Here is a 24,256-nt window from a genome sequence, read left to right on the forward strand (position 1 = left end):
AGATGAAAGTATTAGTAACAGGTTTTGATCCATTTGGTGGCGACAAAGTAAATCCAGCTTATGAAGCTGTAAAAAAAATGCCTGCAGAAATTGCGGGAGCTGAGATTATCAAACTAGAAGTACCAACTGTTTTTGGAAAAAGTAGCCAAGTAGTCAGAGAAGCAATCAAAGAGCATCAACCGGAAATTGTCATTTGTGTTGGACAAGCAGGAGGTCGCTCAGCTGTTTCATTTGAACGAGTAGCAATCAATCTAGCAGAAGCACGTATTCCTGATAATGAAGGAAACCAACCGTTTGATACGGCATTGGAAGAAGACGGACCAGCCGCTTATTTTACTACGTTGCCAATCAAAGCAATGACTAAAAATGTTCACGATCATGGACTGCCAGCATATATTTCTTATACTGCAGGAACATTTGTCTGCAATGATATCATGTATCGTTTACTACATGTCCTTCATACAGAATTTCCAACAATTCGTGGTGGCTTTATCCATGTGCCGTTTTCACCTGATCAAGTAATCGAACGTCCAGTGGGTACAGCATCTATGTCATTAGCTGATATTGCCGATTCACTAACGTATGCGGTCGAAGCTGCAATTGAAAATGAACAAGATATTTCTGGTAATGCAGGTACAACTCACTAATAATTAGCAATCAAATAGTAGAGGCTGGCAACTAACGACTCGTTAGATCCCAGCTTCTTTTTTTAGGAGGGAAACGTTATGGAAGAATGGAAAGCAGTATTTGAAGAATGGTTTCCCAAAGAACTAAATAAGAAAAGTTATCCAATTAAAGTATCAAAACAATATACCAGCAATCAACGCTTTGAAATTTATGAACGGTTGACGAAGCCACAACGCAAATTAGTTGATAAATACCGTCGTTACTTAATCAATTCACGTTTTATGGAAGAAAATTATTTGGCTGCTACGGATTGGGTATTTGCTGACTTTAAAATCAACCCTTTTTTTCGAACTTCTCGAAGACAAGAAAAGTTGTATTGTGATTGTGGACGAGAATTAAAGGTTCAATACATCGTTAAATCCCCAAAAACAGGGAAAATTCTAAAACTAGGAATCAATCACTTTGCCGAGCATCTGCATGTATCACCAGCAATTGCAAATTCAATCCATCAAGGGATGACACAAGTTGATTTAGCATTGGATGAACTATTATGGTTAAAACAACAAAATATCGAATTTCCTGAAGTGTTATGGCAAGAATATCTTTTTTCTTTGTACCATAACCGACGATTGAAACGACCGTATTTACCAGACGTTCATTTGGCTAAACGAGTAGCAGATTTTCGACAAGCTCAGATGCCCATTTACTTAGCAGATTATCAGGCAATAGAACATGAAATCCAAAAAATCAGTGAGCAGATTGCTGATCAGCCAAAGAAAAGTCGAGCAAAGAAGGAATTATTTGAAGATTTTACAGAAGAGTTAACGAGGAACATTGAAGAATTTTTGACAAATTACCGTGCATTTTTACGAAAAGATTGGCAAGCTGTCTTGATGGATACAAAGGAAAAATTACCAAGCAGTTATTTTGACTTATTGATTGCTGAATTACGTTCGTTCAATCGAGAACAGCCGACGCATCAGTTGACTGAAGCGAAGGTGCGCGCACAACAACAACGTTTTATCCAACCGGCTATTTACATCTTGATTTGGGAAAAATATGCCTATTATGGTTTTACAGAAGGCTTTTTTGATAGTTTGCCGAGAGTTATCCGTAATGGATTTTTAAAAGCCTTACGCCGAGAAAATACGAGTGAGCAACTGTCGAGCATTGAAGTCAAATCAACTAGTAAAAAGCTGACTGAACAAGAATGGCAAAGCCTTGCTCACTCACTTCATGGCAAAAAAGTAGCCGAAGTGATTGTTGATTTTGAACAACGGCAGTATGTCTTTTCAGAAGAACAAAAAACAGCGTTAGATTATTATCAAAAATTAGAACACTCTCTTTATTTAGAAAAGCCAGAAGTTAAAGCACTATTGAAAGAATTGCTATAAAAAAACTACTGTGACGAAAAGTCACAGTAGTTTTTTGTTCGTTGCTTTAAGCTGTTCTTGATACAACCTTCGCCAATAAGAATTTCTTTTCTAAACTATTTTTAGAAAAATTTCCTTATTGGTTGAAGCTAACCATTTTGCGTCACAACCTTATTCACGGTGTTCCCAAAGCAACTCCTCAAGATAACTTGCATTCACTTCAAAATATGAAAAGCTATTTTGAGTGTTTGCTCATTATCTGTTCGGAGCTAAACGTTTTGCGCCACAACCTTATTCACGGTGTTCCCAAAGCAACTCCTCAAGATAACTTGCATTCACTTCAAAATATGAAAAGCTATTTTGAGTGTTTGCTCATTATCTGTTCGGAGCTAAACGTTTTGCGCCACAACCTTATTCACGGTGTTCCCAAAGCAACTCCTCAAGATAACTTGCATTCACTTCAAAATATGAAAAGCTATTTTGAGTGTTTGCTCATTATCTGTTCGGAGCTAAACGTTTTGCGCCACAACCTTATTCACGGTGTTCCCAAAGCAACTCCTCAAGATAACTTGCATTCACTTCAAAATATGAAAAGCTATTTTGAGTGTTTGCTCATTATCTGTTCGGAGCTAAACGTTTTGCGCCACAACCTTATTCACGGTGTTCCCAAAGCAACTCCTCAAGATAACTTGCATTCACTTCAAAATATAAAAAGCTATTTTGAGTGTTTGCTCATTATCTGTTCGGAGCTAAACGCTTTGCACCACAACCTTATTCACGGTGTTCCCAAAGCAACTCCTCAAGATAACTTGCATTCACTTCAAAATATGAAAAGCTATTTTGAGAGCCTGCTCGCTATCTTGTCGGAGCTAAACGCTTTGTGCCACAACCTTACGCGTGTTGATGTGTCTGATAATATTCTTCTTCCATTTTTTGCATTCTTTCACGTTCTTTCTGGTTGTACCAAGGAGAAACGGTGAAGGCCAATACATCGTTTAGCAAATAAACAGAGCTGTTAACAAACATTGCTAGACTCGCAGAACCATGTGTAAATGATACATACCAAAGAACCATTTGAGCCAAACCAGATGCTAACCACCAATAATATTGATTGTTGTATCGCAAGAAGCTGATGATACCAGCTGAAAGACTGATTGAAAAGGCAATCGCATCAATCCAAGGACGAGGATCATCAGTATAACGACCAATCAAGAAACCTGAAACAAAATAAACAAGAATAGTACCGATAATTGCGATGAACCAACTTTTACCAGTAAATTTACGAATTTTTGAAGCCATATTGTGATTCCATTCTTTACTTAATAAAACGGGAATATCCAAAGTTACCATATAAGCAATTTGTTCACCTATACTTAAATAATTTTTAGCTGAAAAGCCGACAATGATGAAACACATAGCAGATAAAATGCCCAAAACACCATTAACAGATTTCGCAGCGTTGATCGATAAAATACATAAAACACCTAAATTAGTCCCGATAAAAGCAACAATCGACAGCCAAGTAATGGGGCTATTTACGAGTGTCATGATTTGACAACCCAGACTAAAAAAGAAAAGATAATAATTTTGTTGAGGCCAACCTTTTAGCTGATGAGCTAGAAAATGAAAATATGATTTCATGTATAAGAACTCCTTTAGACACAAAATGTAGTGTCTCTAGATTTTTTTACCACAATCTATTGTATGCTTTTAAATGATAAAATCTAGTCTTACAATTTAAAAAAATCTGTGTTATGATATTTTTATTTCAAATTTCTGCAAAAAACAGAAAAGATTTCAAAGTGTAAATCAAACAAAAAAGCCATTAGTCAATTACCTGACTTTTGGCTTTTCTTTTTCATTGTAGAGAGAATGTCATCTGAACCGGATTATGATCTGAATAAGCAAATTTCGTATCAATTACTTGAATATCTTTAATTGAAAGATTATCAGAAACCAAAAATCCATCAATTAACGTGACGAAAGTTTTGTCTGGTTGATAAGCTTCGTTTAAATTGCGTACAGAAGGAACTGCTTTTTCTGCTAAATCTTTTCGAACGATGTGCATGCCTTTCGGTAAAAGTTCTTCAGGAAACGCATGTGTCCAACTCAAATCCTCTTTTGTTTCGCCAAAAATTTTCTCGCTATCCGGCAACAGAGTGTGATTATAATCACCACCTACAATGATATAATTTTTTTCTGCTTGATCTTTTTTGATTTGTGCGACTAATTTTTTGATTTGTGCTTTTTGAATCGCAGGATCTTTTGTATAAGCAGAGAGATGTAAATTATAAAGTGAAAGAAATCTGCCATTTGCAACAGGAATCTTACTTACCGTAAATGCACGGTCTAAGTCAAAAAACTTATTGAACCCAGTTTCGATGGGTAAAGAATAGCGTGTACTTTCAGCAATCGTTCCTTTACTAAAAGTGACCAACCCAGATTGTGATTTACCAATTGGTTGTGTGATTGGATAAAAAAGATAAGCCGAGTTATAATTTTGACCATAAACAGATGAATAGTCACTAAAATTTTGTGAAAGAGCGGCAACTTCATCAATGTTATATGAACGAGTTGCTTTCTTGTCAACTTCTTGAAAGAAGGCAAAGTCTGGTTGGTGTTCTTGGATAACACCTTGGATTTCCTGTAAGTTATGTTTAACATTTTGTTTACTAAATGCTCGTGACTCAGTGCCGCCATCCATAAAAAAACTATAATCAGGCGGATAGGCCGCATAACCAATATTATAGGTCATGATTTGATAGTCTTGAGCTGTCTGGAGATCTTTGGATGAACTACTTGACTGAATAGTAAGTGCCTGGTTGTCAGCTTCTCGGTGATAGCTTAGATACACGTAACCAACATAGCCTGCTATAATAAGTGCAAGAATTGCGAATATTGATAAAAGTATTTTTAGTAATTTTTTCATTTTCTCCTCCTTAAAATATATATATCTTAGCAGTAATTTAATTAAGAAGCGAGGAGTTTGTGTTCATGACAACCGGATTAAATCATCAGAGTTCTAAAGATTGTACCAATAAATTTTTTTGAGTTAAGAAAGGGAAAAAGAATGAATTTATCAACCATCCACCATGTAGCAATCATTGTTTCTGATTATCAAAAATCGCGAGAGTTTTATGTCGAAAAACTAGGCTTTGAAGTAATTCGTGAGAACTATCGCACAGACAGAGGTGATTACAAACTAGACTTAAGACTAGGAGAGGCTGAATTGGAGATTTTTGGCATTGCTTCTGCACCAGCAAGACCAAACTATCCAGAAGCTTGTGGGTTGCGCCACTTAGCTTTTAAAGTCGATCAGATTGAAGAAGTTGTAGCTGAACTTCAGCAAATGGGTATTGAGACAGAGCCAATTAGAAAAGATACTTTTACAGGTGAAAAAATGACTTTTTTCTTTGATCCAGATGGCTTACCACTTGAATTACATGAATAGATAACAAAACTGTCACTTCTTTTTCACTTGCTTCGATTTTTCCAAAAACAGAGTCTTGGTATACTGAAAAAAATTGGGAAAAGGGAGTAGGCAAATGAAAAAAATCGTTCTTACTTTGGCTGCTTTAGTGTTTGTTGGCGTTGCGGGTGGAATGGGCTTGTTAAATGCAACTTTTCAACCAGATGATTTGAGTGAGCAAGATTATCAAATTTCTCTGGAAGAAGCAATTTCAATTTTTGAAGAGGAAGCACACAGTCAGAAAGTGACAAGCATTGGCTTTTTTTTACCTGATGAAGTTAAGAAAACTGCTAGTTCAGCTTATAGTTATTTATTTGTAGATAAAGAGCATGAAGTTGTTGTCAATCCAACGACGGGAAAAACGACGACCAAAGCTATCAGCCAACAAAAAAAGCAAAATCAGACACAATTAGAGACGAAAAAGCTGCGTAAAGCTAAGAAACCGCAAGTTGCTATGAAAGAAGCGATTGCTGTTTCTGGAAACAAGCGGGCAAAAGTCCATGCTTGGGAAATTCTCGAAAAAGAAGGGAAACTTTACTACAATATCCATCTTTTAGCCGAGAAAAAAATCCAGCAATTTTTAATATCAGCATAGTCCAGAAAGAGAAGGTTATCACTTCTCTTTTTTTGTATATAAGAGTAATCTAAAGGTGTGAAAACCGAAAGGAAGTTGAGATTATGGAAAAGATGGTGTGCCCACATTGTGGTAAAAAATTTGCGTATCATGAAGTTAGAAATGTTGTTGAACACGTGGATAAAGAAGTACCAATTGTTTGTCCATATTGCCGTGAAGAAGCAGCAAAACGAGTCTCTCACGGTTACTTTGTTACTCAAAAAATTGAAAATTATTTAAAATAACGAATTTTGCACTTTCTTTTTCCAAATGCTACAATGGCAAGAAAAGGAGAGAGAATAAACATGATTCGTTTTGCAAGAAAAGAAGACGGACCTGAAATTGCACCGTTGATTTTGGTCATTTTAAAAGATATGGAATTACCATTTGTTCAAACCTTTGGCGAGCAAAAAACAATTGAGGTTTTAACTGATGCAATTGCTGATCCGGACTATCGTTATAGCTATACTCGTGGAATCGTTGAAGAAATAGATGGAAAAGTGGCAGGTGTTGCCTTTGGCTATACGGACGAAGAAGAACCTATGATTGATTTACCGTTAGCTGATATTTTAGAAAAACATGAACTTCCACGTGACCAATATTTATTTATAGATAAAGAAACCTTACCTAATGAATGGTATCTGGATACGATTTCTGTTTCTGAAAAATTTAGAGGAAAAGGAATTGGCTCTAAACTATTAGAAGCGTTACCGATGTTAGCAGAAAAAGCGAACCGAACAATCATCGGTTTGAGCGTCGATCAACAAAATCCACAAGCAAAAAAATTATATGAGCGTCATGGATTTGAAGTCGTTGAAGAAACGGAAATCAGCGGGCATCAATATGAGCATATGCAAAAGACAATATAAAAGTTGTTTGTAGATAGACTAAGGGTTAGCCAATAAAAAATGAAAAACAATTAAGCGCCTCAAAACAGCTGTTTTGGGGCGCTTAATGTTACGAAATGGCAAGATTTTCTGTTAAAGAATTAGTTATTCATGCATAACTTGAAATTTTGAATTGGCGAATGCCTATTTAGTCCATCATAAGGAAAAAGCAAAGTATATACCTTCACTTGAGGTCTTTTGCTTAAGTTTGGAGACTGTTTTTTTTACGATTATGTTGGTTCAACAACAACTAAATTACTCGTGGGATTCACGAATAAAATCATGTTTATAATCTCGGACATATTCTTGAATGGTTCGTGGTGGCCGATGTAATACTTGTTCAATTGTATTTGTCACCTTTTTAGCATTACCTAATTGAGTAATCAGATAAAGCATTACCATAACATTGACGTAGTCTTTTGGTATACCACGTTGGATCATCACCCGACGAAAGTTAAATAAAGTTGGCTTGCTGTAAGTAATTTTCGTGTCCAAAATCGTTGTCATCACTTCAGCTATCTCGTCATAAGTTAGTGCGCGTGCTCCAGTAAGTTCTAACTCTTGGTTCAAGTAAGCTGAATTTGTTAAACAAACAGCAGCTACCTCACCAATATCTCTGGTATCAATAAAACTTGTTTTTGAATGTCCTGCTGGAATAAACAAATCATGGTTGTTCTTGATATCATTTTGATGCGTTGTATTTAAATTTTGCATGAAGAAGCTAGGACGAATAAAAGTATAAGGGATCTTTGCTTCACGGATCATTTTTTCAATTTTATGATGAGGAGTCATCGGATTTTTTTTAACACCAATTAAAGAAACGAAAACGATTTGCTCGATAGTTTGTTGTTTGGCATATGCTAGAAAAGGTGCCATGTCTTCTTTTGGTTTAGATAACTGTGGTGGCCGAATAAAGAAGACTTTATTCACACCTTTAAAAGCTTTAGGAAAAGTTTTTGGGTCTAAAAAGTCAAATGGGACAAGTGGTAACTGTTGAAATGCTTTTTGAACCTTTGAAACAGTATGAACGCCTACTGTGAGTTTGATTTGATCATTTGTTGCTAAAATTTCAATCAAAGGGTAGCCAATATTTCCTGTACCACCAATGACAAGTATATGATCCATTACATATTCCTCTTTTCTATTCGATTATTTTCTTGATTTATTTTTGTTAGTAAAATATTCAAGGTTTCTTGTTCCTTTGTAGACAAAATTGTTAAATAGTTTGCAAGAATTTGTTCGCTAAGTGCTTGGCATTCAGATAAAATTTCATGCCCAGTATCGGTCAATGAAATCAACTGAGAGCGAAGATCTGAAGGATTCTCCGTTTTGATAACTAATCCTTTCTTTTCTAGTCGTTTGATGATTCCGGAAATAGTGGGTTTGTCCATATCCAATGCTTCTGATAATAAGACAGCAGTCCGTTCATCTTTGAGAGAGAGTTGTTGGATTACTGCCCATTGTTGAACAGTAATTCCTTTTTTATTCAGTACTTGATTTAAATTGTATTTTAATTACTTTGAAATATTCATTAATAAATAGCCAGTATCCATTTAAGTGAGGCCTCCTTCAATAAAATAATCGATAAATGATATTTAGTTAGTGTGCTAACTAAATAAGGGGAGTTGTCAACTTTTTTTGTTTTGGCTGTGGAAAACTACATGAAAATTTAAATTATGAGAGAAATTGATGATTTTTTATAGGTAATTAGTTATTTTAAATGGATTGAAAGTGGTTTTTTTGCTTATTTAAGTTATCTGTTGTTGAGATATGTGAATTAACATTTTTTATTTTTGTTATTTTATGCTAAGCTATTTTTGAAATCAGCTGAATTCAAAAAAATAATACTTACAGGGGGAACAATTATGTCAAAAAAAGTATTTGTACTATTTTCTGTACTGTTAGTTTTACTTAGTGTAGTAGTGCCTATATCGGTTTCAGCTCAAACCATTGAAAAAAATCAGCTATCAAAGGTAGAATTAAGCGGAAGTATGAATTTTCAAAAAGGAATTAAAAAATCAAAAATGGTTTTTGCTAATTTATCTAATCAGCAAAAAAAAGCAGAGATAGATAAAGTAGCCAGTGAATTAGAGTTTATGTTTACACAAGCTTTGTTAACAAATGAACAAGGAGAAATTGTTGGTATTGATTATGCGAAGCTAGAAGAAAAGTATGGGACAAAGTTAACTAGTTCTCAGGGATACTCCGAAATAAAAGATTTCAGTTTAGTACGACAAAATAATTTGGTTCGTGGTGCGTTTTTAGATTGTATGTCAAGCTCGATAAAAGATTTCATTGGTGCAACTTTATGGTCTGCAATTATTAGTGCTGGTGTTATGGGGTTCATTAAACAAATGGCATGGCGTGAAGTGGCTGCTTTAATTGTTGAATTCGCTGGTGCAGAATTTACAGTAATAGCATTGGTGGGAACATTATCCTGGATGGCAATAAACTGTGCATAAGAGTTTCTACTGCTTACCAGTCATCGTTTCGTTTGCTGTTATTTTCGGAGGTTATGGGGGATTTGATCTGATCACTTCTCATACTTATAACATCATCAGATACATAAACTTGTTTATCGCCATAAACATATTCATGACAATTTATATGCTAGCAAAATTATCGAAAGAAGAAAAACAGGAAAAAAAGTGGTTTTTATTTGGGTATCTTTTTATTCTAATTCTTTGTAGCGTATTTGCTTATGCAAAATATGACCATTCAATGGTTCCAGTAGAATCATTTACAAATCAACAGATGTTAATAAATGTAGATAAACGCGACTTGGAACTGACAAAAGAAAATAAACGATTTTATAAGAAACACACAGAGAAATTTACGAACATTTCTTCTGATTTATCTAACCTCAATAAAAAAACTGGCTATCTTTACGTTGGAAGAATCACTTGCGAGTTTTGTCGGTCCTTCATACGCTATACTGCTTATACGAACCAAAAGATAGACCAGCCTATCTTTTATATAGATACTGAGATGTTGACGTTTCAAGAAAAGCAGATAATGTATGCTAAGCTAAAGATTTCTGGCGTGCCATCTTTTTTTAAAATCGAAAAGGGGAGTTACACACGATTTCAGGGCAACACTATCGCTGATTTTAATTATTTTGTTCAGGCTAACTAATTTGTCAAGAATTCGATTTTGAAAGTAGTAGGTAAGGATACCTACTACTCAGACTGTAGACAAAGTCCCAAAAAAGGATGATGTCTGCAGTTTTTTACTCATGACTTTAGTCGGTTTCAATCGGTAAAGCGATTGAAACAAAAAAACCACGCGTACTGCGCGTGGAAGAAGTAGCTTTAGCGATAAAACTCCTTTCGATATACTAGATAAAGGCTACCAACCGTTATCAAATCGAAAGGAGTTTTTATGTCAAATGACGATAAAAGTTTAGCACATACTCGATGGAATTGTAAGTATCATATTGTGCTTACACCAAAATACAGACGAAAAGTCATTTATGGAAAGTTGAGACAAGACATTGGGAAAATATTGAGAAAACTGTGTGAAATGAAAAAGGTAGAAATTATCGAAGCCCATGTGATGCCAGATCATATTCATCTGTTAGTCAGAATCCCGCCTAAACTGAGTGTATCAAGTTTTATGGGCTATTTAAAAGGGAGAAGTGCTGTAATTATACATGAGCGTCATGGGAATCTGAAATATAATTATGGAAATCGATCGTTTTGGGCCAAAGGATATTACGTGAGTACTGTAGGATTCAATCAAAAAACAATTGCAAAATATATACGAGAACAAGAAGCGGAAGATCGAGTAAGAGATAGTATAAGTAAAAGAGAGTACAGCGATCTATTTAGCAAATAAAGACTAGAAAAAAATAGAGAGAGAGCGGTTGGCGGTCTTTTAAAAAAGCTCCCTTGAAGGGAGCAGCAAGTAGTGAGCCCTTCTAGGGCTTTTTACTGAGAGGCGTTAATTCAGATCCAATCGAAAATCAAGTGGATGTTCCTTATTTTTGTTTTTGTGGTAGAGCCAATAATCCAAAACAGCAGCAATACAAATGCAAAGTGGCGCATCTTCATCTTTGGTCACATCTAGTACATAGTAGTCACCAGTAAACAAAGTGGCTTTGTTCATCGCCATAATCGGCTGATTGAAATGATGGATGTGGTAACGGTGATTGTAAATATCCCCTTGAACTGTCCAATGAAGGTGACGAATATAATAAAAATCACCTGGCCAATTAAAAATCTTTTGCATGGTGCCAACTTTTTCAAAATCTTTGTAAAGTTCAAAGCGAGTACCAAATGTCAGGCTGATTTGCTTGATGTGCGCAACGAGTTTTCCATTCATTGAATAAAGCGAAAGTGCATCGCCTTTCGTTCCCCAACGACCAACCATTAAGAAAAGTGATTGACCATCCTCGTTTTTAACGATTGTCCGAGTCGCACGACTAAGCTGTTTTTCTTGAATGAAAAATTCTGACATCGTTATCCCTCTTTTCTAACTAAAAACTATAAGTCTTCAGCAATTGCACGTAAAATTGCCTTGCCAACGCCAGATTCTAAATTCGTCGCAGTTGTGTATTTTGCATATTCTTTCACGTCAATTTCTGCATTCCCCATAGCAAAGCTTACACCTGCTACCTGCAACATACTGACATCATTGAAATTATCTCCAATAGTCATGACGTCATCTAAAGAAATGCCACGGTCGTTTGCAACGTGTGCGACAGCAATTCCTTTTTGAGCATTTTTATGGTTGACTTCAATATTATTTTGACCAGAAGAAGTAACTGTTAGATTACCAAGTTCATCAATTTGTTTGCCGACAGGACCGAGAACACTTGGCCCTTCATTATGGAAACAAATAATTTTCAAAACTTCAATTTCCTCGTCTTGTTGCAAAAGATCACGAATACTATCAATGTAATTAATATGAAGTAATTCTAAATTTGCTGAAGCCATTGCGATGGCCATTTTGTAAGTCAAATGTGGTAAATGTGTAGCAACCATGGAGGCGAAGCTTTCTATTCTTTTTGCTTGGCTTTCAGAATACAAGCCTTTGTTGGTTGAAACTTCATAATAGATTTTATTTTGATCTAAAATATCTAGTACAAGCGCTGCTTCTTGGTGAGGGATGGCAACTGTAAAAAGAGAATTGCCTTCTTTGTCAAAAACTTGTGCACCGTTTAAAGTAATCATCGCACAATCGATACCAACTTCATCTAAAGCGGCACGCGCTTCTTGATAATTACGACCAGTAGCTACCATAAATTCGATTCCAGCTTGTGTAGCAAAGCGAATCGCTTCGGCGTTTTCCGGTGTCACGCTCATGTGTGAATCTAATAATGTACCATCCATGTCGGATGCAATTAGTTTGATCATAATTGTTTACCGTTCCTTTCTAATTCTTCTTCTTAGTTTACCATATTAAGGAGGCAACGCGAGGAAGATTGTCCCTTGTTTAAGAATAATTTGTAGGTTATCCTTTGAAAAGGAGGTGAAGGATTTTGAAAAAAATCATTCATAATAGCTGGCAAGAAATCTTAGCAGATGAATTTGAAAAACCTTATTATCAATCTTTACGTGAATTTTTAAAAACAGAATATCAAACACAAAAGATACATCCCGATATGTATCATATTTATGAAGCATTAGAATTAACGCCCTATGACAAAGTCAAAGTAGTCATTCTGGGTCAAGATCCTTATCATGGTGTGAATCAAGCACATGGCTTATCGTTTTCGGTGCAACCGGGTGTGAAGACACCACCGTCACTTGTGAACATTTATAAAGAAATGCAGTCAGATTTGGGCATCGTGCCAGTACAACATGGAAATCTGGTTTCTTGGGCAAAGCAAGGCGTTTTATTGTTAAATACTGTTTTGACTGTTCGAGAAGGACAAGCGTATTCACATCGTGGAAAAGGCTGGGAACAATTAACAGATCGAATCATTGAAAAATTAAATGAGCGGGAACAGCCAATCGTTTTTATTTTATGGGGCAAACCAGCTCAAGAAAAAATCAAAATGATTGATCGCAGTCGCCATGTCATTTTGGCTTCACCACATCCAAGTCCGCTGTCAGCACATCGTGGTTTTTTTGGCTCGAAACCATTTTCGAAAGCAAACGATGCATTGGTGGCTTTAGGCGAAACACCAATTGAATGGCAACTGCCTGAAACAGTGTAATAAAACAGCGCTTTCCTGTTATAGTGCAGATTTGCATCTATGTGAAAAACTTCATTTTTATAGCATTTATGACTAATACAGATAAAATAAACTGTTCTTTTTTTTGAGAATAGTGTATGATTGGGTATATAAAATATCTGGAGGTCATCTCGTGGAATTGTTTGATAATTTAAGATTTAAAATTGTTCGTCGTGGTATTAAAATCGTTTTTCCAGAAGCAACTGATGCAAGAATTTTGGGCGCTGCTGCTCGTTTGAAAGCAGAAGAATTGATGGAACCAATTTTGATTGGTAACCCAGAAGAAATCAAAAATGCAGCCCATGCGCGTGGGATTAAAGCTTCAGGATTTACAGTCATTGACCCTGCTAATTATGCACAATGGGATGAAATGGTTGATGCTTTTGTTGAACGTCGTAATGGAAAGGCATCCAAAGAACAAGCACAAGAAATTTTAAAAGATGTCAACTATTTTGGTACAATGTTGACTTATATGGGGATTGCTGATGGCATGGTTTCTGGTGCTATTCACTCGACTGGTGATACAGTTCGTCCAGCTTTACAAATCATCAAGACAAAACCTGGTGTGAGTCGTACAAGTGGTGCGATGATTATGGTTCGCGGAAGAGATCAAGAAAAATATGTCTTTTCTGACTGTGCAATCAATGTCAATCCAACGGCGCAAGAATTAGCTGAAATCGCTGTTGACTCAGCTAAGACAGCTGAATTATTCGACATCGAGCCAAAAGTTGCGTTGATGAGTTTTTCAACAAAAGGTTCTGCAAAAGCAGCTGAAGTAGATAAAGTTGTAGAAGCAACAAAAATTGCGAAACAATTAGCACCTCAATACATGATTGATGGTGAATTACAATTTGATGCTTCATATGTGCCAGCAGTTGCACAATTGAAAGCACCTAATTCAGATGTAGCAGGCCAAGCAACTGTTTTTGTATTCCCAGAGCTTCAATCTGGAAACATTGGCTATAAAATTGCGCAACGTTTTGGTAACTTTGAAGCAATTGGTCCAATCTTACAAGGTCTAAACAAGCCAGTTTCTGATTTGTCACGTGGGGCAAATGAAGAAGATGTTTATAAATTGTCAATTATTACGGCAGCACAAACTTTGATGGACTAATAAGGTTGTGGCGTCAAGCGTTCAGCTCTGAAAAAATAAAGAATAACTGACAAAAATAGCTGCTTATGTTTTTGGACAGTTATGAATTATTTCGAGGAGTTGCTTAGGGAACACCGTGAATAAGGTTGTGGCGCAAGGTGGTTAGCTTCAAGCGGTCATCTCAAACAAATAAACCAATAAACGTTTTATTTTTGAAAAGTTGATTTTTAGTAAGAGTGTATGGCTTCGGTCGACACTCTTATTTTTTCTTTAAAAATCGGTTGTTCCACGTTATACTTGCACATAGAAACAGGACGAATCATAGAAAGTAGTGAACCAAAAATGATTGAATTAACAGGATTAGACATGACAGAAAAACTTGCGAAGGTAATTGGGCAAGTTGCTGAAGCAGGCGACAATTTAATACTAACTGGTGATCTTGGTGCTGGAAAAACGACGATGACCAAGGGAATTGCTTTAGGATTAGGCATCGATCAAATGATTAAAAGCCCAACCTATACGATTATTCGCGAGTATGGACAAGGACGCTTACCGTTATATCACATGGATATCTACCGCGTGGCAGCAAGTGGTGCTGACTTGGGATTAGATGAGTATTTTGAAGGTGATGGGCTTTCTGTTGTTGAATGGGGAAATCTACTGGAAGAAGCTGTACCAGAAGATTATTTGGAACTGATTTTAGAAAAAAGTGATACAGATTTGGATAAACGCTATGTGAAGTTCCGCGCATATGGCAGTCAAGGAGCAGATTTTGAAAAAAGAATACGAAATGGATGGGAAGAAATCAATGGCTGAGGAAATTAGTGTGGTAATCCGTGAAGCTGCTCCAGAAGATGCCCAAGAAATTTTGACAATGAGTAAACAAGTTGGCAGCGAAACAGAATTTTTAGTGATGGATGAAGAAGGCTTGCAATTGTCACCAGAAGGACTTGCTTTAGAATTAGGTTATTTGGCTGAAAGTGCGAATAATTTGTTATTGGTTGCTTTAGTTGGGGATAAAATTGTTGGGACAGCTTCCGTAAAAGCTACTAGTGAATACCGAATCGCTCACATCGGAGAAATTGGAATTAGTTTACTAAAAGAGTATTGGGGCTTTGGTTTAGGAACATTGCTGATTGAAGAAATGATTGATTGGGCAAAGAACAGTGAAGAAATTTTTCGCTTGGAGTTACAAGTTCAAGTTCGAAATGAACGCGCAGTACATTTATATCAAAAATTGGGTTTTAAAATTGAATCAACGATGCCAAGAGGTGCGCGAAGTGATACGGGTGAATTTTTAGATGTGTATCAAATGAGTTATTTGAATTTATAAGTATAAGATGTGTTTCTAGTAAAACGATTAGGGAATTAAAAAAAGGAACGGCTCATAGTGTGCCCCAAAAGTTAGCTATTCTGGTCTAACTTTCGATGTACACTATAAACTGTGCCTCTTTTTTTGTCTTTAAGTGTTAAAAAATTGTTTGTTTTGATTGTGGTAGTTCAAAATATCAAAAGCTATTTTGAGTGACTGTTCGCTAGCTTGTTGGACTGAACGCTTGGCGCCACAACCTTTATCTACGGTGTTCCCCAAGCAACTCCTCGAAATAATTCATAACTGTCCAAAAACATAAGCAGCTATTTTTGTCAGTTATTCTTTATTTTTTCAGAGCTGAACGCTTGGCGCCACAACCTTATTCACGGTGTTCCCCAAGCAACTCCTCGAAATAATTCATAACTGTCCAAAAACATAAATAGCTATTTTTGTCAGTTATTCTTTATTTTTTCAGAGCTGAACGCTTGGCGCCACAACCTTATTCACGGTGTTCCCCAAGCAACTCCTCGAAATAATTCATAACTGTCCAAAAACATAAATAGCTATTTTTGTCAGTTATTCTTTATTTTTTCAGAGCTGAACGCTTGGCGCCACAACCTTATTTCAAAGTAGCCAATTTCTTAAGTGGCTCCGTCCCAAAATGCTTTTCTTGATAAAGCAAGATTTCAGCACAAGCTCGACTATCTTCTAGCGCATCGTGATGATGATCTAGTGAGATAGAGAGATTCTCACAAACCGTATTGAGTTTGTGGTTAGGGAATTCTGGAAATAGTTTGCGACTGCTTTTTACCGTACATAATGATAAATAATTTGGTTGAGTTAGTTGATAGTAGTCTAAACAGCCAGCTAAAACTTTAGTATCAAAAGCGGCATTATGTGCAACAACCAGCCGATTTTGTTGAAAATAATTTTGAATAGTTGACCAAACCTCTGGAAATTTTGGTGCATTTCGCACATCTTCTTGATGAATCCCATGAATTTGAACATTACGCCAGAAAAAAGGTGTTTCAGGCTGGATCAAGGTATAATATTCATCAACGATTTGACTATTTTGGACCATCACTAATGCCAACGAACAAGCACTATATGGTTGATGGTTAGCCGTTTCAAAGTCCATTGCAACGAAGTTCATTTTCATAAAACCTCCTTTTTAAAAAGTATTCTAACATAGATTATCGAAAAATAAACTGTTTCTAGTAATCAAAATAAATCTTTACATTTTTAAGTCTAATTCAACTGGGCAATGATCACTACCGAAAATTTCAGTGTGGATTTTGGCATCGATTAAGTTGCTATCCAAAGAACGACTTGTTAAAAAATAGTCAATGCGCCAACCAGCATTATTTTTCCGTGCATTAAAGCGATAGCTCCACCAAGAATAAATACCTTCTTGCGTTGGGTAAAAATGACGGAAAGTATCAGTAAATCCTGTAGCAAGTAAGTGTGAAAAGGCAGTTCGCTCTTCAATGGTAAAGCCAGCATTTTTTTGATTTGTTTTCCAATTTTTTAAGTCGATTTGTTCATGTGCCACATTTAGATCACCACAAATAATTACTGGTTTTTGTTTGTCTAACTCATTTAAGTAATTTTCAAAAGATTTTTCCCATTCAAGTCGATAAGCTAATCGCTTTAATTCGCTTTGTGAGTTGGGCGTGTAACAGGTAACTAAGAAGAAGTTTGGGTATTCCAATGTAATCAAACGACCTTCTTGATCGTGTTCATCAATGCCCATACCGTAAGAAACAGATAGAGCCTCTTCCTTAGCAAAAATGGCGGTACCTGAATAACCTTTTTTGACTGCATAATTCCAATATTGATGATAACCAGGCAAGTTTAACTCAATTTGTCCTTCTTGTAATTTAGTTTCTTGTAAACAAAAGAAATCTGCATCTAGTTCATGAAAGACCTCCATAAAATTTTTCTTCATAATCGCTCTAAGGCCGTTAACATTCCAAGAGATAAGTTTCAAAATAGACACTCCTTTTTACTTTAAGTACGTCTTTTTTTCTGTTCTCATTGTACTTCAATTTTATCGAAATGAAAAATAGTGTAAGATTGAGTTAAGAAACCGTTATTGGAGGAGAACAAATGAAGATTGGCGTAATCGGTGTTGGCAACATTGCAGAAAAAGCATATCTACCAACGTATGCAAAAAATCAAGGAACATTGACCTTTTATTTTGCAACTAGAAATGAACAAACTAAAAAAAGAATCAAAGAGATGTATGGATTTTCTCATTTGTATGAAACGATTGATGAATTGATTGCAGAAAAAATCGAAGCATGTATGATTCACGCAGCAACAAAAGTTCATTATGAACTCGCAAAAAGATGTTTAGAACAGGGAATCCATGTGTTTATTGACAAACCATTAAGTACTTCGTTGCATGAAGTAGCTGAGTTACAAGCCTTGGCAAAAAAACATCAGGTTGTGCTGATGATTGGGTTTAATCGCCGTTTTGCGCCAATGGTTGAAGAATTGAAGCAATTGCCAAATAAACGTCTGATCCAATTACAAAAAAATCGGATAGCTGCTCAAGAAACAACTGAATTTGTTGTGTATGATCTCTTTTTACATTTAGTCGATACAGCTGTTTATTTATTGGATGAACCAATTACCCAAGTGAACAGTAAAATTATTGAAAAGAATGACTACTTAGAACTTGCTATGTTGCATCTCGAAACGGCGAATCAAACGGCTATTTTAACAATGGACTTGAGAAGTGGTGCGAATACAGAACAGTATCAAGTAACAAGTGAACAAGGGACGTACGAAGTTCGTAATCTGACACAGATGACGATTCAACAGGAGGGACAAACACGCCAAAAGGAGTTTGGGGATTGGACGAACACTTTAGAAAAACGCGGATTTGAACCAATGATTATGGCATTTTTTGAACAGATCCAACACACGCAACCGAACAATCAACAGTTAAAACAAACAGGGGTTTATCAGAGTCATGAACTTTGTGAACAAATGATTCGGACACAGCTTCGTCACTTGCTTTAACATCGAGGGTAGTAACTTTGTTTTAAGCGTGATAGAATAATGTGGATGTTTTAATAGAAAGGAAAATCCTCAGTGAATAAAGAAGAAGTAATGAAGCACTTACCAGAGATAACTTTGCTCTTAGATGAACCGTTGATGAATTATACATTTACCAAGACTGGTGGACCAGCAGATGTTCTTGCTTTTCCAAAGAGAAAAGAAGAAGTCAAAGAAATCGTTGATTATTGCAGAGTAAACCAAATTCCTTGGATGGTTTTAGGAAATGCTAGTAATTTGATCGTTCGTGATGGCGGAATTCGTGGCGTAGTTATTATGTTGACTGAAATGAATGCTGTTCATGTAGAAGATATGGTTGTTGTAGCAGAAGCGGGTGCGAAACTAATTGATACAACTTACGCAGCTTTGGCAGAATCATTAACAGGTTTTGAATTTGCTTGTGGAATTCCAGGAAGTATCGGTGGCGCTGTTTATATGAACGCCGGAGCTTATGATGGTGAAATCAAGGATGTATTTGCAGAAGTAGATGTTTTGCTTGAAGATGGAACGATGCAAACATTGACTAATGAAGAAATGAATTTCTCTTACCGTCATAGCGAAATCCAAAAAATGAAGGCAATCGTGTTAGAAGCACGTTTTCAATTGAAAAAAGGGGATTACCCACAAATCAAAGCGCGAATGGATGAACTAACTGAACTGCGTCAGTCTAAACAACCACTTGAGTACCCTTCTTGTGGTAGTGTGTTTAAACGTCCTGTTGGGCATTACACTGGGCAATTAATCCAAGAAGCTGGATTGCAAGGCTTAAAATGGGGTGGCGCACAAATTTCTGAAAAGCATGCAGGATTTATTGTCAATATTGATCATGCAACAGCAACAGACTATGTGGAATTGATTGGCCATATTCAGCAAGTAATCAAAGAAACGTTTGATGTAAACTTAGAAACGGAAGTTCGAATCATTGGTGAATTGGCTCCAGAAAAAAATTTAACAAAATTTTAAAAGAAGGTTGTGGCTCCAAATGCTCAGCTTCGAAAAAATAATGAGAAACTGACAAAAATAGCTTTTCATATTTTTGGACAGTTATGAATTATTGAGAGAAGCTGCTTGGGGAACACCGTGGATAAGGTTGTGGCTTCAAGCATCCATCTTCGAGTAAATAAGAATAACCAAAAAAATAGTTTATTATCTGTTTGAGTAATTACCTGATAAAGACTTCAAAAAAAGTTGTGACGATTGTCACAACTTTTTTTGTCGATTAAAAATTATGTTATGTTTTTATTTATCAAATACTTGGTAGTGTCTGATTTTTTTAGATGACTTTTAAATTTTTCTCATAGCAGTTGTTATTGTGATTTTATTCACTTATAATGGGCTTTGGGAAAAAGGAGGAAAAAAATGAAAAAATTATTAGCGAGTTTATTTATTGTTACATCTGTTATCACGATGAGCGCCTGTTCATCAGATAATTCAGCTTCAAAAGAATCATCAAACTCAAGTACAAAAGAGACAACAGATGTGTCTTCTGGTGCATCTGAGCAAGCATATACTGATCCAAAAGAAATGAAAGATTCCTATGATCTAGTGATTGTTGGTGCTGGTGGAGCTGGAATGACTGCTGCAATTGAGGCAAAAGATGCTGGTCTAAATCCCGTGATTTTAGAAAAAATGCCAGTTGCGGGCGGAAATACTTCAAAATCTTCAAGCGGAATGAATGCCTCTGAAACAAAATTCCAAAAAGCAGATGGCATTACAGATTCAAATGATGCGTTTTATGAAGAAACATTAAAAGGTGGCGGAGGAACGAACGACAAAGAAATGTTACGCTACTTTGTTGATCATTCAGCAGACGCTATTGATTGGTTAGACACAAATGGTATTACTTTAGATAACTTAACGATTACTGGTGGAATGAGTGAAAAACGTACACATCGTCCATCTGATGGTTCTGCAATTGGTGGGTACCTAGTTGAAGGTCTTTTGAAAAACGTTCATGAACGTGAGATTCCAATTTTTGTAAACACAGACGTAACAGATATCAAGAAAAATGACGGTACAGTGAATGAAGTAACTGTTCAAGTGCAAGGCGAAAAACCAAAAGAAATCACTGGAAAAGCAATTGTCGTAACAACTGGTGGTTTTGGTGCAAGTAAAGAGTTGATTGAAGAATATCGTCCAGACCTAAAAGGCTATGTAACAACTAACCAAGAAGGTTCAACTGGTGATGGAATCAAGATGATTGAAAAACTTGGCGGACAAGCAGTGGATATGGATAAAATTCAGATTCATCCAACTGTTCAGCAAGATAAAGGTGTTTTGATTGGCGAAGTTGTCCGTGGTGAGGGTGCAATTCTTGTCAATAACGATGGTGAACGTTTTGTAAATGAAATGGATACTCGTGATAAAGTATCAGCAGCAATTACTGCTTTACCAGACAAATCAGCTTACTTAATTTTTGACCAAGGTGTACGCGACCGCGCGAAAGCAATTGATTTCTATGATGAAAAAGGCTATGTTACAGCTGGTGACAGCATTGAAGAGTTAGCCAAAGCAATCAACGTTCCTGAAGAAACATTAGCAACTACAGTTAACACTTGGAATAGTGAAGTAGCAGATAAAAATGACACACAATTTAATCGTACAACTGCAATGGATAATGACCTATCAAAACCAAAATATTATGCAATCAAAATCGCACCAGGAATCCACTATACAATGGGTGGTGTGAAAATTAATACCAATACAGAAGTATTAAATGCAGATAATGAACCAATTAAAGGTTTATATGCAGCTGGTGAAGTAACTGGTGGCTTACATGGAGATAACCGAATTGGTGGAAATTCAGTAGCAGAAATTATTATTTTTGGACGTCAAGCTGGTCAACAAGCAGCTAAATTCGTTTCTGAAAATTAAAAATGAGCTTGGGGTAGCAGTTGCCCCAAGCTTTTTTGTTTAAAATGTTTTTTTATAATCTAGTAATCAGTAGGACAAACGAGACTGGGATAAACCTAAAAGTCCAGTCGTTCTTAACACATTTTTTAATTTAAAAAACGCCTAAAATCAACGTTTTCAAAAACGAATTTTAGGCGTTTTTTCTATTTAGGCGACTTTTGCCCCAGTTCCGTTTATTTTTTACAGGTCTTATAACTAAGTATGTGTGGATAGCTATTTAGAGTAACGGCTCGCTATCTGTTCGGAGCTAACCACTTTGCGCCACAACCTTTTACGGTGTTCCCAAAGTAGCTTCTTCGGTAATAAGTCCTCTTTTCATAAAAATATAGAAAGCTATTTTTAGAAAAGATTCCTTATTACTTGAAGCTAACCACTTTGCGCCACAACCTTTTTTACGATGTTCAAGAAGTAACTCCTTCAAAATAAGTCTAAACTATTCAAAAATGTGAGCAGCAATTTCTGGTAATTTATTCTTATTTATCGGGACTGGACACTTCTTTCACAATTTTTTTAAATGTACATCCAAAACAAACTTACTTTGATTGCTAATAAAATAGGATTTTGAAAATTCAAATGCTCGTCCTTTTTGATCGTAACCAATTTGCTCAATCACCAATACAGCATCATTTTTTTTGATTTTTAAAGAGGCACTAACTTCTTCATTTGCTTGGTCTGCATAAACAATTCGACGCGCATCAACCAGCTGCAACTTGGCTTCATGCCCTAGATAATCATAGACAGATCCTTGCAGTATTTCTTCGGTGATAGGTGCGATTGCAACAGGCATAACAACATGTTCAAAACTATAATACTGACCATTCAATAAACGGACACGCTTAAATTCATAGACAGGGTCTGTTTTATTTAAAGATAAATTTTGCTGTTCTTCTTCTGTAGGCAAACGCGCGTCAAAAAATAAAATATTACTTTTGATTTCTTGATCACGATGAGAGTAAGTTACCCCAACTGGCAGATCTAAAGGGAGTAATTCACTTGTATTATTTTCAATTGTTGGACGAATATATGTACCAGATCCTTGCTTACTAAATATTAATCCCTCGTTTTCTAATAAAGATAGTGCTTTTTTTAACGTAATACGAGAAACATCATATTTTTCTGCAAAAAATTCTTGGGTAGGCAATAAAGTCCCAGCACGATAATGATTTGTTAGAATATCACGCTTGATATCTGAATAAATTTCACGGTATTTATACAATTTGTAAACCTCACTTTTTATTATTTGTATACACATTTTAATATAAAATAGATAATTTGTATATATAATTATGAAATTAAATGTTTACAAATTATCTTAGTTGTATATAATTAAATCAGAAAACGTTTTCTCTAAAAAGTAGAAAAGGGAGTATTACTATGAAATTTGATGTACAAAAACTTCAAGAACCATTGTTAAAAGTTTCAGCTTGGGTTGAAGGCAATACTATTTTACAAGCTGTAAAAAATGCGTTTGTCCGCACCATCCCGTTTACTGTTGTTGGCTCATTTTCAAATTTAATTAAAATGCAGATCGATGCGTTGATTAAAAATCAAGGAATCGATAATGCGATTTTAACAAATATCAGTAATTTATTTGGTTACTTAGGAAATGCTACATTAGGAATCGTTGCTATTATTGTTGTTTTTTCTTCAGCTTATTCTTATGCAATTGAACTAAAACATAAAGAAAAAAATGAACGTTTAAATCCGATTATTGCAACATTACTTGCGTTATCTGCTTACTTTGTAATGGTACCAAATAATGTGAATTATCTCGACTCTAAGGCGGAAATTATCGAAGGATTTGCTTCTTCTTTCTTCAGTTATGAAGGAATGTTTACTGCGTTGATTGTTGGAATGATTGCCGTTGCTTTATTTGCTCGGTTTACACGAAGCAAATTTACAATCAAGATGCCTGGAAATGTCCCACAAAATGTTTTTGATTCCTTCTTCTCATTGATTCCAATCAGTGAAGTATTATTGATTTTTGGTGTTCTTCGCATTGTAATCCAATCATTAGGATATGTTTCATTGTTACAAATGATTTCTGAAGTATTGATTAAACCACTGTTGACTGTTGGAACAGGATTGCCTGCAATCATTATTGTCATTTTATTACAACAAATTTTATGGTTCTTAGGATTACATGGTTTTAATATTGTTTGGGGAGTTGTTTCCGCATTTTGGTTACCAGTTTTCTTAGAAAATGTTGCCAAATTTGCAGAAACACAAAGTTTTGCTGGCATTTCAATTGCACCAAACACAATGACGAATGTCTATGCAATGATTGGTGGTTCAGGGGCAACCTTTGGCTTGATCATCGCCATGTTGATTTTTACGAGAAAAGGTGAGAAAGAACGAGAAGTTGCTAAATTAGCATTGATTCCTGGATGCTTTGGTATTAATGAACCAGTTATTTTTGGATTACCAATTGTTTTAAATCCATTGATGTTTATTCCGTGGATTGTTGTACCAATTGTCAATGCAGTAATTGCCTATGTGGTGACTTCACTTGGCTGGGTCGTACCATTAGTTGTTTTGAATTCAGGAAATGAACCAATTTTTATTAGCACTTGGGTCTTAGGCGCATTCCATATCAGTCCAGTAATCTTGACTTTTGTATTGGTTGTCTTAGACATCATTATGTATGCACCTTTTGTCATTTTGAATCAACGACAAGAACGAGCAGCCGATCAATTAATGGCGCATTCAGCTGAATAATAAC

At 35.8% G+C, this 24,256-nt stretch carries 27 protein-coding genes; 18 read left to right on the top strand and 9 right to left on the bottom strand.

Features of this window, described 5'->3' with window-relative positions; all coding sequences use genetic code 11:
- Positions 1-2: 2 nt before the first annotated feature.
- The 3 genes from pcp to RV17_RS13250 all read left to right on the top strand — a co-directional run bounded on the left by pcp (position 3) and on the right by RV17_RS13250 (position 2,980).
- Positions 3-647 carry a pyroglutamyl-peptidase I gene (gene pcp, locus RV17_RS06650; RefSeq protein WP_067485150.1) on the top strand — a complete coding sequence of 215 codons (645 nt, stop codon included), beginning with the start codon at positions 3-5 and terminating at the stop codon, positions 645-647.
- A gap of 78 nt (positions 648-725) precedes the next feature.
- Positions 726-2,021 (top strand): hypothetical protein, encoded by a 1,296-nt coding sequence (locus RV17_RS06655; protein ID WP_071868806.1) that lies wholly within the window; start codon positions 726-728, stop codon positions 2,019-2,021.
- A 137-nt stretch (positions 2,022-2,158) separates the two neighbouring features.
- Complete coding sequence (locus RV17_RS13250) at positions 2,159-2,980, top strand: hypothetical protein (protein WP_143139929.1); 822 nt, start codon at positions 2,159-2,161, stop codon at positions 2,978-2,980.
- Here the strand turns inward: RV17_RS13250 and pnuC are convergent.
- Both pnuC and RV17_RS06665 read right to left on the bottom strand, forming a co-directional pair.
- Complete coding sequence (gene pnuC, locus RV17_RS06660) at positions 2,892-3,641, bottom strand: nicotinamide riboside transporter PnuC (protein ID WP_067485144.1); 750 nt, start codon at positions 3,639-3,641, stop codon at positions 2,892-2,894. The genes RV17_RS13250 and pnuC overlap by 89 nt on opposite strands.
- A gap of 217 nt (positions 3,642-3,858) precedes the next feature.
- Positions 3,859-4,929 carry an endonuclease/exonuclease/phosphatase family protein gene (locus RV17_RS06665; RefSeq protein ID WP_071868807.1) on the bottom strand — a complete coding sequence of 357 codons (1,071 nt, stop codon included), beginning with the start codon at positions 4,927-4,929 and terminating at the stop codon, positions 3,859-3,861.
- Between the two features lie 141 nt (positions 4,930-5,070).
- On the opposite strand from RV17_RS06665, the gene gloA2 reads away from it, so the two are divergent.
- The 4 genes from gloA2 (at position 5,071) to RV17_RS06685 (ending at position 6,951) form a co-directional block, all read left to right on the top strand.
- Positions 5,071-5,451 carry an SMU1112c/YaeR family gloxylase I-like metalloprotein gene (gene gloA2 / locus RV17_RS06670; RefSeq protein WP_071868808.1) on the top strand — a complete coding sequence of 127 codons (381 nt, stop codon included), beginning with the start codon at positions 5,071-5,073 and terminating at the stop codon, positions 5,449-5,451.
- A 94-nt stretch (positions 5,452-5,545) separates the two neighbouring features.
- The gene (locus RV17_RS06675; protein ID WP_067485136.1) at positions 5,546-6,064 is read left to right on the top strand and encodes a PepSY domain-containing protein; all 519 of its coding nucleotides are present in this window, start codon (positions 5,546-5,548) and stop codon (positions 6,062-6,064) included.
- Between the two features lie 83 nt (positions 6,065-6,147).
- Entirely contained in the window at positions 6,148-6,327 is a 180-nt protein-coding gene (locus RV17_RS06680) for a hypothetical protein (protein WP_067485133.1), read from the top strand.
- Between the two features lie 60 nt (positions 6,328-6,387).
- The gene (locus tag RV17_RS06685; RefSeq protein WP_067485131.1) at positions 6,388-6,951 is read left to right on the top strand and encodes a GNAT family N-acetyltransferase; all 564 of its coding nucleotides are present in this window, start codon (positions 6,388-6,390) and stop codon (positions 6,949-6,951) included.
- Between the two features lie 273 nt (positions 6,952-7,224).
- Here the strand turns inward: RV17_RS06685 and RV17_RS06690 are convergent, their stop codons facing one another.
- Together RV17_RS06690 and RV17_RS06695 are read right to left on the bottom strand one after the other, a co-directional pair.
- Positions 7,225-8,094 carry an SDR family oxidoreductase gene (locus RV17_RS06690; RefSeq protein ID WP_071868809.1) on the bottom strand — a complete coding sequence of 290 codons (870 nt, stop codon included), beginning with the start codon at positions 8,092-8,094 and terminating at the stop codon, positions 7,225-7,227.
- Positions 8,094-8,459, bottom strand: a complete 366-nt coding sequence (locus RV17_RS06695) for a MarR family winged helix-turn-helix transcriptional regulator (protein WP_311801585.1) — start codon at positions 8,457-8,459, stop codon at positions 8,094-8,096. The genes RV17_RS06690 and RV17_RS06695 overlap by 1 nt, the downstream gene beginning before the upstream one ends.
- Positions 8,460-8,834: 375 nt before the next feature.
- Between RV17_RS06695 and RV17_RS06700 the strand changes: the two genes are divergently transcribed.
- The 3 genes from RV17_RS06700 (at position 8,835) to tnpA (ending at position 10,806) form a co-directional block, all read left to right on the top strand.
- Complete coding sequence (locus RV17_RS06700) at positions 8,835-9,431, top strand: hypothetical protein (protein WP_071868810.1); 597 nt, start codon at positions 8,835-8,837, stop codon at positions 9,429-9,431.
- 145 nt (positions 9,432-9,576) lie between these two features.
- Positions 9,577-10,104 carry a DUF6568 family protein gene (locus RV17_RS06705; RefSeq protein WP_143139930.1) on the top strand — a complete coding sequence of 176 codons (528 nt, stop codon included), beginning with the start codon at positions 9,577-9,579 and terminating at the stop codon, positions 10,102-10,104.
- A 246-nt stretch (positions 10,105-10,350) separates the two neighbouring features.
- On the top strand, positions 10,351-10,806 hold the full coding sequence (gene tnpA, locus RV17_RS06710) for an IS200/IS605 family transposase (protein WP_071868812.1): 456 nt from the start codon (positions 10,351-10,353) through the stop codon (positions 10,804-10,806).
- A gap of 105 nt (positions 10,807-10,911) precedes the next feature.
- On the opposite strand, the gene RV17_RS06715 is transcribed toward tnpA, so the two are convergent.
- Both RV17_RS06715 and RV17_RS06720 read right to left on the bottom strand, forming a co-directional pair.
- The gene (locus RV17_RS06715) at positions 10,912-11,427 is read right to left on the bottom strand and encodes an LURP-one-related/scramblase family protein (RefSeq protein WP_067485120.1); all 516 of its coding nucleotides are present in this window, start codon (positions 11,425-11,427) and stop codon (positions 10,912-10,914) included.
- A 26-nt stretch (positions 11,428-11,453) separates the two neighbouring features.
- A complete protein-coding gene (locus tag RV17_RS06720; RefSeq protein WP_067485117.1) occupies positions 11,454-12,326 on the bottom strand; it encodes a Cof-type HAD-IIB family hydrolase in 873 nt (290 codons plus the stop codon).
- Between the two features lie 125 nt (positions 12,327-12,451).
- Here RV17_RS06720 and RV17_RS06725 point away from each other — a divergent pair, with 125 nt between their 5' ends.
- From RV17_RS06725 to RV17_RS06740, 4 genes are all read left to right on the top strand, one after another.
- Positions 12,452-13,132 carry a uracil-DNA glycosylase gene (locus tag RV17_RS06725; protein ID WP_067485113.1) on the top strand — a complete coding sequence of 227 codons (681 nt, stop codon included), beginning with the start codon at positions 12,452-12,454 and terminating at the stop codon, positions 13,130-13,132.
- A gap of 151 nt (positions 13,133-13,283) precedes the next feature.
- A complete protein-coding gene (gene pta / locus RV17_RS06730) occupies positions 13,284-14,264 on the top strand; it encodes a phosphate acetyltransferase (RefSeq protein ID WP_071868813.1) in 981 nt (326 codons plus the stop codon).
- Between the two features lie 321 nt (positions 14,265-14,585).
- Positions 14,586-15,059: a tRNA (adenosine(37)-N6)-threonylcarbamoyltransferase complex ATPase subunit type 1 TsaE gene (gene tsaE, locus RV17_RS06735; protein ID WP_067485401.1), complete on the top strand. Its 474-nt coding sequence runs from the start codon at positions 14,586-14,588 to the stop codon at positions 15,057-15,059.
- Entirely contained in the window at positions 15,052-15,576 is a 525-nt protein-coding gene (locus RV17_RS06740; protein WP_067485403.1) for a GNAT family N-acetyltransferase, read from the top strand. Before tsaE ends, RV17_RS06740 begins: the two co-directional genes overlap by 8 nt.
- A gap of 598 nt (positions 15,577-16,174) precedes the next feature.
- On the opposite strand, the gene RV17_RS06745 is transcribed toward RV17_RS06740, so the two are convergent.
- Both RV17_RS06745 and RV17_RS06750 read right to left on the bottom strand, forming a co-directional pair.
- Entirely contained in the window at positions 16,175-16,708 is a 534-nt protein-coding gene (locus tag RV17_RS06745; RefSeq protein WP_071868831.1) for a 3'-5' exonuclease, read from the bottom strand.
- Between the two features lie 81 nt (positions 16,709-16,789).
- On the bottom strand, positions 16,790-17,545 hold the full coding sequence (locus tag RV17_RS06750; RefSeq protein WP_071868814.1) for an exodeoxyribonuclease III: 756 nt from the start codon (positions 17,543-17,545) through the stop codon (positions 16,790-16,792).
- Between the two features lie 119 nt (positions 17,546-17,664).
- Between RV17_RS06750 and RV17_RS06755 the strand changes: the two genes are divergently transcribed.
- The 3 genes from RV17_RS06755 to RV17_RS06765 all read left to right on the top strand — a co-directional run bounded on the left by RV17_RS06755 (position 17,665) and on the right by RV17_RS06765 (position 21,495).
- Positions 17,665-18,585, top strand: a complete 921-nt coding sequence (locus tag RV17_RS06755) for a Gfo/Idh/MocA family protein (RefSeq protein WP_067481518.1) — start codon at positions 17,665-17,667, stop codon at positions 18,583-18,585.
- A 72-nt stretch (positions 18,586-18,657) separates the two neighbouring features.
- Entirely contained in the window at positions 18,658-19,584 is a 927-nt protein-coding gene (gene murB / locus RV17_RS06760; protein ID WP_067481519.1) for a UDP-N-acetylmuramate dehydrogenase, read from the top strand.
- Positions 19,585-19,980: 396 nt separating this feature from the next.
- Entirely contained in the window at positions 19,981-21,495 is a 1,515-nt protein-coding gene (locus tag RV17_RS06765; protein ID WP_067481520.1) for a flavocytochrome c, read from the top strand.
- A gap of 538 nt (positions 21,496-22,033) precedes the next feature.
- Here the strand turns inward: RV17_RS06765 and RV17_RS06770 are convergent.
- A complete protein-coding gene (locus RV17_RS06770; RefSeq protein WP_071868815.1) occupies positions 22,034-22,750 on the bottom strand; it encodes a GntR family transcriptional regulator in 717 nt (238 codons plus the stop codon).
- Positions 22,751-22,908: 158 nt separating this feature from the next.
- On the opposite strand from RV17_RS06770, the gene RV17_RS06775 reads away from it, so the two are divergent.
- Positions 22,909-24,252, top strand: a complete 1,344-nt coding sequence (locus RV17_RS06775) for a PTS sugar transporter subunit IIC (protein ID WP_067481531.1) — start codon at positions 22,909-22,911, stop codon at positions 24,250-24,252.
- Positions 24,253-24,256: the final 4 nt, after the last annotated feature.

Origin of the sequence: Enterococcus thailandicus (assembly GCF_001886265.1) — a bacterium.
Taxonomy (GTDB): Bacteria; Bacillota; Bacilli; order Lactobacillales; family Enterococcaceae; genus Enterococcus_B; species Enterococcus_B thailandicus.